Source organism: Microbacterium californiense (genome assembly GCF_047246625.1).
Lineage (GTDB): Bacteria > Actinomycetota > Actinomycetes > Actinomycetales > Microbacteriaceae > Microbacterium.
On sequence record NZ_JBFOKQ010000001.1, the window covers coordinates 2,158,360 to 2,172,135 of the forward strand.

A 13,776-nucleotide genomic window follows, 5' to 3' on the forward strand; every position below is an offset into this window, starting at 1 on the left:
CGTGGCGAAGCGCGCAGGCGTGTCCATCGCGACGGCATCCCGCGCCTTCGGAGAACCCGAGCGCCTCGCCGCCGGCACCCTCGAGCGCGTGCTGCGGTCCGCCTCCGATCTCGGGTACGCGGCGCCTCAGACGGGGACCGCCACCAAGACCATCGGCGTGATCGTGCCCGACGTCGCGAACCCGGTCTACGCGAAGCTGCTCAAGGCGATCCAGGGTCAGGCCTGGCACGGCCGGCACCGCATCGTCCTGTTCGACGCCGACGAGGACCTCCGCCGCGAGGGTGAGCAGATCCAGCAGGCGCGCAAGCTCGACGGCATGCTGCTGTGCTCCCCGCGCCTGCCCGACGACGAGGTGCTGGGCCTCGTCGGCGCCACCCCCTTCGTGGTCGTCAACCGGCAGATCGACGGCGCGCCGTGCGTGCTCATGGACACGCTCCAGGGCCCGACCCAGGCGATCGAGCACCTCGTCGCCCTCGGCCACCAGCACATCGCCTACGCCTCGGGGCCGCGTGGCTCCTGGGCCGACGCCCGCCGCTTCGACACCATCGCCCAGGCGTGCGAGCGGCACGGCATCCGCCTGTCGCGACTCAGCCACCACGCCGCATCGATCCAGGGCGGGCGCGCAGCCGCCGCGCTCGCCGCCGCCAGCGGCGCGACGGCCGTCGTCGCCTACAACGACCTCGTCGCGCTCGGGCTCGAGGCGGGCCTCACCGAGCTCGGCGTCCTCTGCCCCGACGACATCAGCATCGTCGGGATCGACGACATCGATCTCGCCGGCGCCGTCACCCCGGGCCTCACGACCGTGCAGATGCCGATCGAGCGCTGCGGCGCCCTCGCTGTCGACTTGCTGCTGCAGGCCATCGGCGGCGTGGCGATCGACCCCGTCGCGACGCTCGGATCCCAGCTGATCGTGCGCGCCTCCACCGCCGCTCCGGCGGCCTGAGGCCCGCACGCCGGTGTCGGGCCCGGCGGTCAGGCGTCCGCGCGGGGGTGCGACAGCTCGTCGTCGGTGCGGAAGTTCGCGGCCTTGTGGGTGCCGTCGCAGAAGGGTTTGATGATCGACAGGCCGCAGCGGCACAGCGCCACCGTGCGGCGCTGCGGCTCGATGATCTCGCCCTCCGCCGTGCGCAGCTCGACCTCGCCGCGCACGAGCAGCGGCCCGTCCGGGTAGGGCGTGATGGTGACGGGCTCCCGGGCGGTGCTCACGAAACCACCGCCGTGCGCAGCGAGGACGCGCCCTCCGACCAGGCGTCCATGATGTGCCGGCCCATCCATCCGTCCACCGTCAGGCAGGCCGCCGCGCCGAACATGATGTCGGGCAGCACCTCGGGGTGGTCCTCGGCCAGACTGCCGGCCAGGTCGCGGCCGGCGATCTGCTCGTGCACGGCATCCGCCTCGACGTGCTCCGCGAAGTACTCGGCGACCTGCTCGTCGAAGCCCAGTCGGCGCAGTCCGTCGGCGTACAGCCGGCAGGGGATCGAGGAGGTCATCTCGTAGGCGGCCAGGTGCCCGACGATCGCGCCGACCAGCCGACGGTTCAGGCCGAACATCGACATCGTGTTGAACGACGCGAGCGTGATGGCCGGCGCCTGATCCACATAGGTGCCGTAGGTGTCGTCGAGCCCCGCCGCGCGCATCGCGGCCGCGAAGAGCGAGGCGTGCACGCGGTGCGGGCGGCCCCCGCCGTACTCGTCGGTCTGGATCTCGACGAGCGCCGCCTTCGCCCGGCCGGTCAGGCGCGGGATGGCCCAGGAGTGCGGGTCGGCCTCGCGCAGCGTGTAGACGGAGCGCTGGATCAGCATTTCCTCGGCCTGCTCACGGGTCGCCTTCTTCGCGATGAAGCGCGAGAGGCTGGGGCCGGTGTCGGCCGCGGCGAGGGCGAAGAGGGCACGCCCCACGGCATCCACCGTCGGCTCCGGGAGCTCGGGCATCGGGACCGTCTCGCGCAGCGTGCGCTCGAACGCCTCCTCGAGCAGACGGCGCGTCGCGATCAGCTGCGGGTCCCACTCCCGGTCGGCGTCGAGCGCGGGCAGCGACGCGTACGACGACGCGTACAGCAGGAACAGCGCCAGCTGGATGTCGTCGTCGCGGACGACGTCGGTCGTCGCGGCGAGGGCGGCTTCGGCGAGCGAGGCGGTGTCGGCCGCCGCTCCGCCGGTGAGCCGGGCGAGGACGGCGCTGCTGAGCGGCCCGCGCGGGGCGAACGGGACGGCGTGGTCGGAGGCGGCGGTGGTGTCAGAGACGAGCGCGGATGCGGTCATGGGTCGTGCTCCCATCGGGTTCGATCATGGGCAGTCTGCCTCCCGGAGGGTGAGGAGCCAAGGGTCTTGACGCGGCGCCCCGATCTGGAGAAGCGACCGCGTCACGAAGCGGATCCCGCCGCTGTCAAGCCCTTCCACCCGGTCGCGGGGTGCGTCAGGATGACCCTGACGGCATCGTGGGATGCCGGAAGGAGAACACGCATGAGCATCGGAACCGGAATCGTCCTGTTCGTGATCGGCGCGATCCTCGCGTTCGCCCTCAACGTCCAGCTCGACTGGGTGAACCTCGACCTGGTCGGCTACATCCTCATGGCCGCCGGGGCGCTCACCGCCATCATCGGCGTCATCCTGCTGGTCTCGCGACGCGGCCGCACGCGCGGCACGACCACCGTCGTGGAGGACGACCGCATCTGACGGCATCCGCCCTTCCGCCCCGTCCTCGGGCGCACGCTTCGTGCGCCGGGGGCGGGGTGGTCTTCGTGCGCGGGCTGTGGCACGCTGTTAGTTAGTTTTATTCACAAAGGCTGTGATGGAAACGATTATTGCCGTGAACACCGATGTGAACGAGGACTCGATGACGAGAAGAAACCTGGCCGCCGCGACCGCCGCCCTGCTCCTGCTGGCGGCGCCCACCGCCGCTGCCGCGGCTCCCGACGAGGAAGCCCTCACGACCTTCGTCAAGGATGCCTCCGGCGCCTACGGCTACAGCACCACGCCGGTTTACACCTACCCGGGGTCGGGCGAGCAGGTCACCGTCCCCACCGCACTCGCCCCCGAGAACCGGCGCTTCTCGAGCGCCTGGGTGGGCACGATCGGCAACCTCAACTTCGGCCGCCCGGCGGATGCCGCGGACTTCGACGCGAAGTACGCCACCGTGCTCGACGACTTCGCCTCCTGGAACATGAACGCCGTCATCTTCCAGGTGCGGCCCCTCCTCGACGCCTACTACCCCTCCGAGCTGAACCCGTGGTCGGAGTTCCTCACCGGCGCGCAGGGCGCCGACCCGGGGTACGACCCGCTGCAGAGGATGGTCGACGCCACCCATGCCCGCGGCATGGAGTTCCACGCGTGGCTCAACCCCTATCGCGTCACGAACACGAAGATGACGGCTCCCGCGACCCTGACCGCCCTCGGCCTGACCGCCGACGAGGTGACCGCGCTCACCATCCCGCAGTACATCGCTGCGCTGAACGAGGCGGGCATCCTCGCCGACGACAACTTCGCGGTGCAGCATCCCGAGTGGGTGCTGTCGTTCGAGGAGAAGCTGTTCCTCGACCCGGGCCAGCCCGAGGTCCCCGCGTACGTCGCGGCCTCCGTCGCCGAGATCGTGGACGACTACGACGTGGACGCGATCCACTTCGACGACTACTTCTACCCCTACCGGATCACGGTCGACGGCGTGAACGTGTTCTTCGGCGCGCAGGGCGAGGACCGCGCGACCTTCGAGGAGTTCGGCCTCACCGCCGGCTACGCCGACTCGACCGCGGGCATCGAGGAGTGGCGCCGTGACAACGTCACCGGCCTGGTGACGCAGGTCGGCGAGGTGATCGACGCGCACAATGCGGATGCCGGTGCGGCGGTGCAGTTCGGCATCAGCCCCTTCGGCATCTGGGAGCACGCGGAGCTCGATCCGGCAGGGTCGCACACCCCGACGGGCTCGTCGCAGACCTACAGCAACGCGGTGTTCGCCGACACCCGCGGGTGGGTGCAGGACGAGCTGATCGACTACCTCACCCCGCAGATCTACTGGAGCTTCGACCAGGCCGCCGCACCCTACGGCGAGCTGGCGCAGTGGTGGAGCGACACCGCCGCCGACAGCCGCACGCAGGTCTACGTGGGCCATGCGCTGTACAAGCACGTCAACAACGGCGGCTGGGAGGCGGCGTGGATGAATCCCGAGGAGGTGCCGAACCAGATCCGCTTCACCCAGAAGCTCGACGGCATCGACGGCAGCGTGCTCTTCAGCTACAACGACATGAAGCCCAGTGACATCGCCGCGCTCCCGGCCGACCAGCAGCCGCGCCACCAGGCGAAGAACACGGCGATCGAGCTGCTGCGCGCCGAGGCGTTCGCGCACCCGACACTGGTCCCGGCGAAGCCGTGGCTGTCGGACGGCACGGTCGCGGCGCCCCTCGACGTCGCCGTGGCCGACGGACGCCTGACGTGGCGAGCGGGCGCACCCGAGGAGGCGCGCCAGTACGCGATCTATCGCGGCACCGGGACGCCGGCGGAGATCGTCGCCGCCGACGGCACGCTCGTCGACACGGTCTGGGCGGGCGGGGCGACCGCCCTCGGCTACGACCTGCCGGCCGAGACGGCCGCCGCACCGGATGCCGCTGCTCGTGCGGTCGGCGAGACCTGGGTCGTCACGGCGCTGGACGCGGCGGCCGTGGAGAGCGCGCCGGTCGCGGCGCCGGCCGCAGTGGACCCGGTCGACCCCGGACCCGGCGACGGCGGCGACGGCGGTGACGGCGGGGGTGACGGCTCCGGCGGGGCTGGCGGCTCCGGCGGGTCGGGCGCCGGCGCGGGCACGGGCTCGGGTGCAGCGGCGGATGCCGCGGAGCGCGACGACCTCGCGGCGACGGGTGGCTCGGTGCCCTCGGCGGCCCTGCTCCTCGCCGGCGGGCTGCTCGCCGCGGGAGCCGGGACCGCCGGCATCGCGGCGCTGCGCCGTCGTCGGTCCTGACGCTCCGTCCCCGCGACGCCGCCCAGAGGCGTTCCCGTCGCACTTTCTGTCGCGACCCGCCGGGCGGAGCGACAGAAAGTGCGACGGGAGCCGAGTGTGCCCGACGTCGGCGGCCGGGAGTAGTGTCGGCTCGTGCCCACCTTCGCCCGCGTCCAGCGCCTCGTCATCACGATCGCGGTGCTGGCCTCGTTCGTGACCTTCCTCGACGGCACCGTCGTCAACGTGGCCCTGCCCGCGATCAGCCGTGAGCTCGGGGGAGGCATCACCACCCAGCAGTGGGTGGTCGACGCGTACCTCATCACGCTCAGCGCATTGATCCTCCTGGCCGGCTCGCTGTCCGACGCCTACGGGCGGGTGCTCGTGATGCGCATCGGGCTGATCGCGTTCGGGGTCGCCTCGATCGCGGTGGCGGCGGCCCCCGATCCGCTGGTGCTGATCATCGCCCGCGCCGCGCAGGGGGCGGCAGGGGCCCTGCTCGTGCCGAGCTCGCTGGCGCTCATCACCGCCACCATGCGCGCCGACGTGCAGTCCCGCGCGATCGGGGTGTGGACGGCGTTCACGACCGCGGCGCAGCTGGTGGGTCCGCTCCTGGGCGGCCTGTTCGTCGACTTCCTGTCGTGGCGGTTCGTGTTCCTCATCAACGTGCTGCCCATCGCGCTCACGCTCGTGCTGCTGGCCCGACTGCGGCTGCCCGAGAAGCCCAGCGGGCGAGGTGTCGACTGGTGGAGCGGCGCCCTGTGCGCGATCGGCCTGGGCGCCATCGTGTTCGCGCTGATCGAGCAGCCCAACCTCGGCTGGGCCTCCCCGGCGATCTGGCTCCCCGCTGCCGGCGGCGTGGTGCTCTTCGCCCTGTTCCTCGCACGGCAGCGGACCTCGGCCGCGCCCCTCATGCCCCTGTCGCTGTTCCGGGCCCGCGACTTCGCCTGGGGAAACCTCGCCACCCTCTTCGTCTATGCGGCGCTGTCGCTGAACGGCTTCGTGGTCGGGGTGTACCTGCAGCAGGGCGCCGGGCTGTCCGCCACCGCGGCGGGGCTGGCGAGCCTGCCCATGACGATCCTCATGATCCTCGTCAGCTCGCGGGCCGGAGCCTGGGCCGGCCGGTGGGGACCGCGCATCTTCATGACCGTCGGACCTCTGGTGATGGCCGCGGGTGCGCTGATGCTGCTGTGGGTCGCGGACGACTTCGACTACTGGTGGCAGGTGCTGCCCGCCATGATCGTGATGGGCCTCGGGCTCTCGCTGACGGTCGCGCCGCTGACCGCGGCCATCCTCGGCGCGATCGACCAGGAGCACTCCGGCATCGCGTCGGCCGTCAACAACGCGGTGGCCCGCGTCGCCGGCCTCCTGGTCGTGGCGATGCTGTCGACGATCGTCGGCGGCGCGCTCGACCTCGACGGCTTCCACAGCGCCGCCTGGGTCACGGCCGGACTCCTGGTGCTCGGCGGCGTGGTCTCGTGGATCGGCATCCGCCGCAATCCCGCCGAGGTCGAGGATGCCGTCGCCCCGGCATCCGTCGATCCCGCTCCCGACGTCGCCTGATCACCGCCGCGGTCACTCGGCCGCGTCGACGGTGCCCCTCCGGTACAGCGCCCGCAGTCCCGCGATGCCGTCCTGCTGGTACGCGCGCTCCTGCCGTTGCGCGCCCGTGCCGTCCGTGCGGAGGTAGCCCAGGCGGTCGGCGACGAACTCGGCGTCGCCGTGCTCCTGCAGCACCGGGTGCGCGACCTCGAGCAGCCGGGTCGCCACCGTCCACGCATTCGCCACCTCTCCGGTCGTGGGGTCGACCACGCGTGAATCCATGCCGTGCCGGGCGGCCATCCACAGCGACGCGTCGATACCGTCGATCTCGCCGGGCGCCACGCGCTCGTCGTCGCTCAGCACGATGGCCCGGGTGAGCGCAGCGGCGAACAGGGTGTCGTCGGTGTCGAGCTGGGCATCGCTCACCCGCACCTCGACCGTGGGATAGCGCTCCGAGATGCGCGCCGCCCAGCCGATGGACGTGGCCTCGGTGTAGGCGCCGAGGGCGAGCAGCTGATCGACGTGCCCGCGGTAGTCCTCGTAGTCGTGCATGCGCGGCGGGCACCACGAGGCGGGCAGGCGGCGGATGAGGATCGTGCGCCAGCTCGCGAACCGCGAGGAGAGCCCCTCGACGAAGGGGCTGTTGCCGGTCAGCGCGAGCAGCACGGGCAGCCAGCCGCGCACCCGGTTGAGCGCGCGCACCCGCTCCTCCAGGTCGGCGAGCTCGACGTGCACATGGAGTCCGTTGACCTCGTGCCCGCGCGTGATGTGGGCGAGCTGGCCCGCCACGACGTCGTAGTGCGGGGAGGACGAGACCGAGACCATGCGCGTCGTCGCGAACGGCGTGCCCGTGCCCGCGACGATGGCCCGCTCCGCACCGGCCTGGGCGCCGAGCCGACCCCGCAGGGCGCGCAGCTGGGCTCCGGCCTCCTCCGTGGTCGTGAGCGGATCCGTGACGGTCTCGAACTGCGAGGTGAGGAACTCCGCCATGATGCGACCGCCCGCCGGGCTCTGGCCGACCCGTTGGCGCATGCCCTCCACGATCGTCAGAGGGACGAGCGTCTCTTCGTCGAGGAGGACGAACTCCTCCTCGATGCCGAATCGTGCCACCGGCGGCCCTAGTGGTTCCGCAGCATGTCGATGAGCTCGGACTTGCGCTTGCCGCTGTACCCGGTGATGCCGAGCTCCTTGGCGCGCTTGCGCAGGTCGTCGACCGTCCAGTCGTCGTAGTCGCCGTGCTTCCCGCCGCGGCGTCCGACGGCGCTGCGGCCCTCGTTGGCGGCGGCGTTCGAGATGCGTGCGGCCTTCTCCTTGGAGTTGCCGTCCTTGCGCAGCTCCTCGTAGAGCTCCGGATCCTTCAGGGAGTTGTTGCGTCGTTCTGGCATGGTCTCTCTCCTCGCTCTGGCATTTCGGAGGTGTCCGCGTCAACCCCCTGCGAAGAGCGGGCACTCGTCGCTACGGTGGGGTGACCGACTGGGGCGCCCTGCCCCGAACAGAAGGGAAGACGGATGAACATCCTCCTCATCATCGTCATCGTCATCGCCGTGATCCTGGCCATCACCGGCGGCCTCGTGCAGTCGCTGCAGTTCCTGCTGTGGGTGGGGCTCGTTCTCCTCGCCATCGCGGTGATCGCGTGGCTCATCCGATCCATCACCGGCAGCCGCCGCAGCTGATCCGGTCAGAAGAGGCCCGCCCGAGTGGCGGGCCTCTTCTGCGTCCGGATCACTTGTCGAAGAGGTTCTTCGCGGCGTCCTTCACGTTCTCGCCGGCCTGCTTGACCGACGCCTTGGTCTGGTCGCCGCGGCCTTCGGCCTCGAGGCTCTCGTCGTCGGTGGCCTTGCCCACGCCCTCCTTGACCTTGCCCCCCAGCTTCTCGCCGGTGTTCTTGATGTCATCGGTGCCGCCCATGGCGTCTCCTCTCATCGCGGGTTGGTGCGATCACCCTCGCACCAGACGGTCCGGGACGCCACGGGATTGACAACCGCCGGATCACATGAGAACGCGGTGCGTCGCATCCTCCGCAGGGGCAGCGCTCACCGCGGATCGTGCGCGGACAGCGCATCGGCGAGCGCCTCGCGCACGGCCGTGACGGCGGCGTTGTCCTGAGACGACGATCGCGTGGCGGCGAAGATCTCGCGCACGGGCGATCCGGGCAGCTCCCGCAGGCGCACCGTGTCGCGGCCGCCGGTCCAGACGAGATCGGGCAGCATGGCCACGGCGTGGCCCGCCGCCACCAGTCGGGCGTGTGACACCAGATCCGTGGCCTCGAAGCGCACGTCCGGCTCGAAGCCGGCCGCCCGGCACTGCTGCACGGCCCATCGACGCACGGCGGCCCCCTGCGGTTCGAGCACCCAGGCGCGGTCGCGCAGCTCGGCGAGACCGGTCGCCGGGTCGCCCGGGGGGAGCGCCAGGCGGACGGGGTCGCGCCCGAGGAGGGTGCGGTCGATGCCGGGGCTCACCTCGCGGGTGTGCCCGGGGTACTGCTCGGCGACGACGAGGTCGAATCCGCGGGCCTGAAGCTCGAACAGCGCCGTCTCGGGGGCGAGCTCGACCATCTCCAGGCGCAGGCCGGGCATCCGCTCCTCCAGCAGGGAGAGCGCGGCGGGCACGAGGGCTTCGGCGGCCGTCGGCATGACGGCGATGCGCACGCGAGCGGGCGCGTGCCGGGAGCTGGACAGCTCGGCGCGCGCGGCCTCGTCGAGCTCCAGCGCGCGGGCGGCGTGCGCCGCGAGGAGGCGTCCCTGCGTGGTGAGGCGCACCCGGCGCCCGTCCGGTTCGAGCAGTGCGACCCCCGCCTCGCGCTCCAGCTGCGCGAGCTGCTGGGAGACGGTCGACGGGCTGAACGACAGCGCGGCCGCGACGTCTGCGATGGTGCCGCGCAGGCTGAGCTCGTGCAGAAGGCGCAGGCGGCGGAGCTCGAACATCGAGGGGCCTCCGATAGATAGGCAAGAACGAACGGTATCCATCGTAAACGTTCGCTTTTCACGACGGATGCCGAGGCGCACACTGAGAGCGCACGCACGCATGCACGCGCGCGCCCGCGTTCCGACGACAAGGACCCCCGATGACGCAGACCACCCCCGCCCCGACCGGCCACGCGGAGCTCGCCGAGCTCGCCGACGACGCCGTCGCCCTCGTGCAGCGCTGGCTCGTCGAGAGCCGCGACGTGCCCGCCGACACCGCCGCCAAGCGTCTGGCCGGTGTGCTGAGCGACCCCCACGGCCTCGACTTCACGGTCGGGTTCGTCGACGGCGTCGTGCGCCCGGAGGACCTGAAGGTCGCGGCCGCGAACCTGCGCGACCTCGTGCCGCTCACCCCGGGGTTCCTGCCCGCGCCGCTCCGCGCGCTCATCGCGCTCGGCGGCGCGCTGGCCCCGGCGTTCCCCGGCATCGTCGTGCCGATCAGCCGCCGCGTGCTGCGCGGCATGGTGCGCCACCTCATCGTCGACGCCACCGATGCGCGCCTGGGCAAGGCCATCTCGCGCATCAAGGCGACCGAGGGCGTGCACCTGAACGTCAACCTCCTCGGCGAGGCGATCCTGGGCGAGGAGGAGGCGGCACGACGCCTCGAGGGCACCCGTCGCCTGCTCGAGCGCAGCGACGTCGACTACGTCTCGGTCAAGGTCTCCTCGACCGTCGCGCCGCACAGCCCGTGGGCGTTCGACGAGGCGGTCGCGCATGCCGTCGACGCGCTCGCCCCGCTGTACTCCATCGCCGTGAAGCGCGGCAAGTTCATCAACCTCGACATGGAGGAGTACAAGGACCTCGACCTCACGATCGCGGTCTTCACGACGATCCTCGAGCGTCCCGAGTTCCGCGGCCTCGAGGCGGGCATCGTGCTGCAGGCCTACCTGCCCGACGCCCTGAGCGCCATGATCCGCTTGCAGGAATGGTCGGCCGCCCGCGTCGCCGACGGCGGTGCGCCGATCAAGGTGCGCGTCGTCAAGGGCGCGAACCTCCCCATGGAGCGCGTCGACGCCGAAACCCACGACTGGCCGCTCGCGACGTGGCACAGCAAGGAGGCCTCCGACGCCTCCTACAAGGCCGTGCTCGACTACGCCCTGCACCCCGAGCGCATCCGCAACGTGCGCATCGGCATCGCCGGTCACAACCTCTTCGACATCGCCCTCGCGTGGCTTCTCGCCAAGCGGCGCGGCGCCACCGACGGCATCGAGTTCGAGATGCTGCTCGGCATGGCGTCCGCCCAGGCGACCGTCGTCCGCCGCACCGTCGGCTCGCTGCTGCTCTACACGCCGGTCGTGCACCCGGCCGAGTTCGACGTCGCGATCGCCTACCTGATCCGGCGTCTCGAAGAGGGAGCGTCGACCGACAACTTCATGTCGGCCGTCTTCGACCTCGACTCCCGCCCCGAGCTGTTCGAGCGGGAGCGCGACCGCTTCCTCGCCTCGATCGCCTCGATGCCGACCGAGGTCCCCGGGCCGAACCGCACCCAGGACCGCACGCAGCCGCAGCCCGCTGCTCCCCGCGACGGCTTCGTCAACACCCCCGACACCGACCCGAGCCTCGCGGCGAACCGCGCCTGGGGCGACGGCATCCGCTCCCGCATGGAGGCGTCGACGCTCGGCGCCGAGACGGTCCGCACCCGCACGCTGTCGGATGCCGCGGCCCTCGACGCGGTGATCGCCGAGGCGGTCGCGGCGGGTGAGTCCTGGCGTGCGCTGGGTGCCGCCGGGCGCGCCGAGATCCTGCACCGGGCCGGCGACGTGCTCGAGGCGCGCCGCGCCGACCTGCTCGAGGTCATGGGCTCCGAGGCGGGCAAGGTGCTCGAGCAGGGCGACCCGGAGGTGTCCGAGGCGATCGACTTCGCGCACTACTACGCCGAGAGCGCCAAGCGCGCCGGGCGGATCGACGGTGCCGAGCACCGCCCCGTCGGCCTCACGGTCGTCACCCCGCCGTGGAACTTCCCGGTCGCGATCCCGGCCGGCTCTACGCTCGCGGCGCTCGCCGCCGGCTCTCCGGTCGTCATCAAGCCCGCCGCGCAGGCCGCGCGCTCCGGGGCGGTCATGATCGAGGCGCTATGGGAGGCGGGCGTGCCCCGCGACGTGCTGCAGTACGTCCAGCTCGAGGAGCGCGAGCTCGGCACGCAGCTCATCAGCCATCCCGCCGTCGAGCGCGTGATCCTCACGGGCGGCTACGAGACGGCCGAGCTGTTCCGCGGCTTCCGCAACGACCTGCCCCTGCTCGCCGAGACCAGCGGCAAGAACGCCATCATCGTCACGCCCAGCGCCGACCTCGACCTCGCCGCGAAGGACGTCGCGTACTCCGCGTTCGGCCACGCCGGGCAGAAGTGCTCGGCCGCCTCGCTCGTGATCCTCGTGGGCACGGTCGCCGAGAGCGAGCGGTTCCGCCGCCAGCTCGTCGACGCGGTCGGCTCGTACAAGGTCGGCGCGCCGTGGGACGGCTCCAGCCGCATCGGACCGCTCATCGCGCCGGCCGAGGGCAAGCTGCTGCACGCCCTCACCACGCTCGAGCCGGGCGAGAAGTGGGTGCTGAAGCCCCGCAAGCTCGACGACGAGGGGCAGTACTGGCGTCCCGGCATCCGCGACGGCGTCGCCGCCGGCAGCCCGTTCCACCTGACCGAGTACTTCGGCCCGGTGCTCGGCATCATGACCGCGAAGACGCTGGAGGAGGCCACGGCCCTCGTCAACGCGATCGACTACGGCCTCACCTCCGGCCTGCACTCGCTCGACGAGGACGAGGTCGCCCAGTGGCTCGCCACCGTCCAGGCCGGCAACCTCTACGTCAACCGCGGCACGACGGGCGCGATCGTGCAGCGCCAGCCGTTCGGCGGCTGGAAGAAGGCGGCCGTCGGCGCCGGAACCAAGGCGGGAGGCCCGAGCTACCTGATCGGCCTGTCCGACTGGGTCGACGCCCCGGTCTCTGCGGATGCTCCGGCCGACGCCCTGTCGAAGGCCGCGCTCGTCGCCGCCGGCGACCTGTCGGGTGACGAGACCGCCTGGCTCCAGGGCGCGCTCTCCACCGACGTGGCCGCGTGGTCGGGCGAGTTCGGCGCGGTCGTCGACGCGACGGGTCTCGAGACCGAGCAGAACGTGCTGCGCTACCAGGCCGTTCCCGTCACAGTGCGCCTGGAGGGCGCGACCACGGTGCAGGCGATCCGCGTGCTCGCCGCCGGTCTCCGCGCCCGTGCGAGCATCACCGTCAGCACGGCGCAGGAGCTTCCGGCATCCGTCACGTCCTGGCTGCGTGCCGCGGGCGTGAAGGTCGTCGTCGAGGGCGACACCGCCTGGGGCTCCCGCGCGGCGCGTCTGGCTCAGGACGGCGGCCGCCTCCGCCTCGTGGGCGGCGACCTCGCCGACACGGCCGCGCGCACGGGCGGCTCGCCCGCCGTCGCGATCTACGGCGGACCGGTGCTCAGCGCCGGGCGCATCGAGATGCTGACGTTCCTGCGCGAGCAGGCCGTGTCGGTCTCGGCGCACCGCTTCGGCACCCCGCGCCGCTACGACATCCCCCCGCTCACCGCCTGACGCCCCGCCCCCCCCAGGCCCCTCCCCCGTGCCGGGGAGGGGCCTTTCCCTTGTCCCCGCACCCCACCCGCGAGGGACAAGGGGTAGGCTCTCGGGGTGATGTTCTCGAGGAGCGCCGGCTCGGCGCAGAGGGGAGCCGCAGGCGCGACCAGCGCCGGTGGCAGAGGCTGACGACCGGCCGGAGGCGGATGCCGTCTCCGGTGCTCCGTCGTTCCCGGAGTCCGTCCCGGACCCGCCTCACCCCTTCTCCTCGACTCGCCCTCCGCGGCGAGCATCAGCCGAAAGCATCCCTCTGCCATGCGTCCCCTCGACGAGCGCGCGATCCGCGCCTCCTTCCGCAACGCCTCCCGCAAGGAGGTCTCCGACCTGCACCTCCCCGCCGGCTTCGCCGACATCGACTTCGACCGTCTCGACTACCTCGGCTGGAGCGACCCCAAGTCGCCGCGCCGCGCCTACCTCGTGGCGGAGGTCGACGACGCCCCGGTGGGCGTGCTGCTGCAGCAGGCCGAGCAGCGCGTCCTCGCGCGAGCCCAGTGCTCGTGGTGCGACGACGTGACACTGCGCCACGACGTGCAGCTGTTCACGGCCCGCAAGATCGGCCCCGCCGGTCGCAGGGGCGACACCGTGGGCACGCTCGTCTGCGCGAACTTCGGATGCTCCGACACGGTGCGCCGGCTGCCGCCGCTCGCCTACGAGGGCTTCGACCGCGAGGCCGCCCGCGAGCAGCGCATCCTGCGTCTGCGCGAGCACGTGCGCGCGTTCGTGGCCGCCCTCGCGTCCTGATAACGCCCTGAGGGGTCAGGACA

General features: G+C 72.1%; 13 protein-coding genes. 7 read left to right on the forward strand and 6 right to left on the reverse strand.

The genetic code is table 11. From position 1 onward, the window contains the following. Position 1 precedes the first annotated feature (1 nt). Positions 2 to 943, forward strand: a complete 942-nt coding sequence (locus AB3M82_RS10310; protein WP_412957658.1) for a LacI family DNA-binding transcriptional regulator — start codon at positions 2 to 4, stop codon at positions 941 to 943. A 29-nt stretch (positions 944 to 972) separates the two neighbouring features. Here AB3M82_RS10310 and AB3M82_RS10315 read toward each other — a convergent pair whose 3' ends face one another. Together AB3M82_RS10315 and AB3M82_RS10320 are read right to left on the reverse strand one after the other, a co-directional pair. Beyond that, positions 973 to 1,206 (reverse strand): CDGSH iron-sulfur domain-containing protein, encoded by a 234-nt coding sequence (locus tag AB3M82_RS10315; protein ID WP_412957660.1) that lies wholly within the window; start codon positions 1,204 to 1,206, stop codon positions 973 to 975. Further along, the gene (locus AB3M82_RS10320; protein ID WP_412957663.1) at positions 1,203 to 2,261 is read right to left on the reverse strand and encodes an iron-containing redox enzyme family protein; all 1,059 of its coding nucleotides are present in this window, start codon (positions 2,259 to 2,261) and stop codon (positions 1,203 to 1,205) included. The genes AB3M82_RS10315 and AB3M82_RS10320 overlap by 4 nt, the downstream gene beginning before the upstream one ends. Positions 2,262 to 2,462: 201 nt before the next feature. Here AB3M82_RS10320 and AB3M82_RS10325 point away from each other — a divergent pair, with 201 nt between their 5' ends. The 3 genes from AB3M82_RS10325 to AB3M82_RS10335 all read left to right on the forward strand — a co-directional run bounded on the left by AB3M82_RS10325 (position 2,463) and on the right by AB3M82_RS10335 (position 6,486). After that, positions 2,463 to 2,675, forward strand: a complete 213-nt coding sequence (locus tag AB3M82_RS10325; RefSeq protein ID WP_412957666.1) for a DUF6458 family protein — start codon at positions 2,463 to 2,465, stop codon at positions 2,673 to 2,675. A gap of 160 nt (positions 2,676 to 2,835) precedes the next feature. After that, positions 2,836 to 4,947: a glycoside hydrolase family 10-like protein gene (locus AB3M82_RS10330; protein WP_412957669.1), complete on the forward strand. Its 2,112-nt coding sequence runs from the start codon at positions 2,836 to 2,838 to the stop codon at positions 4,945 to 4,947. Positions 4,948 to 5,079: 132 nt separating this feature from the next. Continuing rightward, positions 5,080 to 6,486, forward strand: a complete 1,407-nt coding sequence (locus AB3M82_RS10335; protein WP_412957671.1) for an MFS transporter — start codon at positions 5,080 to 5,082, stop codon at positions 6,484 to 6,486. A 12-nt stretch (positions 6,487 to 6,498) separates the two neighbouring features. Here the strand turns inward: AB3M82_RS10335 and AB3M82_RS10340 are convergent, their stop codons facing one another. Then, positions 6,499 to 7,575, reverse strand: coding sequence for a carboxylate-amine ligase (locus AB3M82_RS10340; RefSeq protein WP_412957674.1), 1,077 nt, complete (start codon positions 7,573 to 7,575; stop codon positions 6,499 to 6,501). Between the two features lie 8 nt (positions 7,576 to 7,583). Then, positions 7,584 to 7,850: a DUF7218 family protein gene (locus tag AB3M82_RS10345; RefSeq protein ID WP_412957677.1), complete on the reverse strand. Its 267-nt coding sequence runs from the start codon at positions 7,848 to 7,850 to the stop codon at positions 7,584 to 7,586. A 123-nt stretch (positions 7,851 to 7,973) separates the two neighbouring features. Here AB3M82_RS10345 and AB3M82_RS10350 point away from each other — a divergent pair, with 123 nt between their 5' ends. After that, positions 7,974 to 8,138: a hypothetical protein gene (locus tag AB3M82_RS10350; protein WP_247624650.1), complete on the forward strand. Its 165-nt coding sequence runs from the start codon at positions 7,974 to 7,976 to the stop codon at positions 8,136 to 8,138. Between the two features lie 49 nt (positions 8,139 to 8,187). On the opposite strand, the gene AB3M82_RS10355 is transcribed toward AB3M82_RS10350, so the two are convergent. Beyond that, on the reverse strand, positions 8,188 to 8,373 hold the full coding sequence (locus AB3M82_RS10355) for a CsbD family protein (RefSeq protein ID WP_412957681.1): 186 nt from the start codon (positions 8,371 to 8,373) through the stop codon (positions 8,188 to 8,190). 125 nt (positions 8,374 to 8,498) lie between these two features. After that, positions 8,499 to 9,389 carry a LysR family transcriptional regulator gene (locus AB3M82_RS10360; protein ID WP_412957683.1) on the reverse strand — a complete coding sequence of 297 codons (891 nt, stop codon included), beginning with the start codon at positions 9,387 to 9,389 and terminating at the stop codon, positions 8,499 to 8,501. Positions 9,390 to 9,529: 140 nt separating this feature from the next. On the opposite strand from AB3M82_RS10360, the gene AB3M82_RS10365 reads away from it, so the two are divergent. Both AB3M82_RS10365 and AB3M82_RS10370 read left to right on the forward strand, forming a co-directional pair. Next, positions 9,530 to 12,970 carry a bifunctional proline dehydrogenase/L-glutamate gamma-semialdehyde dehydrogenase gene (locus tag AB3M82_RS10365; protein ID WP_412957685.1) on the forward strand — a complete coding sequence of 1,147 codons (3,441 nt, stop codon included), beginning with the start codon at positions 9,530 to 9,532 and terminating at the stop codon, positions 12,968 to 12,970. A gap of 297 nt (positions 12,971 to 13,267) precedes the next feature. Then, positions 13,268 to 13,753, forward strand: a complete 486-nt coding sequence (locus tag AB3M82_RS10370; protein WP_412957688.1) for an FBP domain-containing protein — start codon at positions 13,268 to 13,270, stop codon at positions 13,751 to 13,753. Positions 13,754 to 13,776: the final 23 nt, after the last annotated feature.

Excerpts from the sequence above, each read along its gene's own strand:
- AB3M82_RS10320 (WP_412957663.1), bottom strand. The coding sequence starts at position 2,261 with ATGACCGCATCCGCGCTCGTCTCTGACACCACCGCCGCCTCCGACCAC.
- AB3M82_RS10325 (WP_412957666.1), top strand. The coding sequence starts at position 2,463 with ATGAGCATCGGAACCGGAATCGTCCTGTTCGTGATCGGCGCGATCCTC.
- AB3M82_RS10330 (WP_412957669.1), top strand. The coding sequence starts at position 2,836 with ATGACGAGAAGAAACCTGGCCGCCGCGACCGCCGCCCTGCTCCTGCTG.
- AB3M82_RS10345 (WP_412957677.1), bottom strand. The coding sequence starts at position 7,850 with ATGCCAGAACGACGCAACAACTCCCTGAAGGATCCGGAGCTCTACGAG.
- AB3M82_RS10350 (WP_247624650.1), top strand. The coding sequence starts at position 7,974 with ATGAACATCCTCCTCATCATCGTCATCGTCATCGCCGTGATCCTGGCC.
- AB3M82_RS10355 (WP_412957681.1), bottom strand. The coding sequence starts at position 8,373 with ATGGGCGGCACCGATGACATCAAGAACACCGGCGAGAAGCTGGGGGGC.
- AB3M82_RS10360 (WP_412957683.1), bottom strand. The coding sequence starts at position 9,389 with ATGTTCGAGCTCCGCCGCCTGCGCCTTCTGCACGAGCTCAGCCTGCGC.
- AB3M82_RS10365 (WP_412957685.1), top strand. The coding sequence starts at position 9,530 with ATGACGCAGACCACCCCCGCCCCGACCGGCCACGCGGAGCTCGCCGAG.
- AB3M82_RS10370 (WP_412957688.1), top strand. The coding sequence starts at position 13,268 with ATGCGTCCCCTCGACGAGCGCGCGATCCGCGCCTCCTTCCGCAACGCC.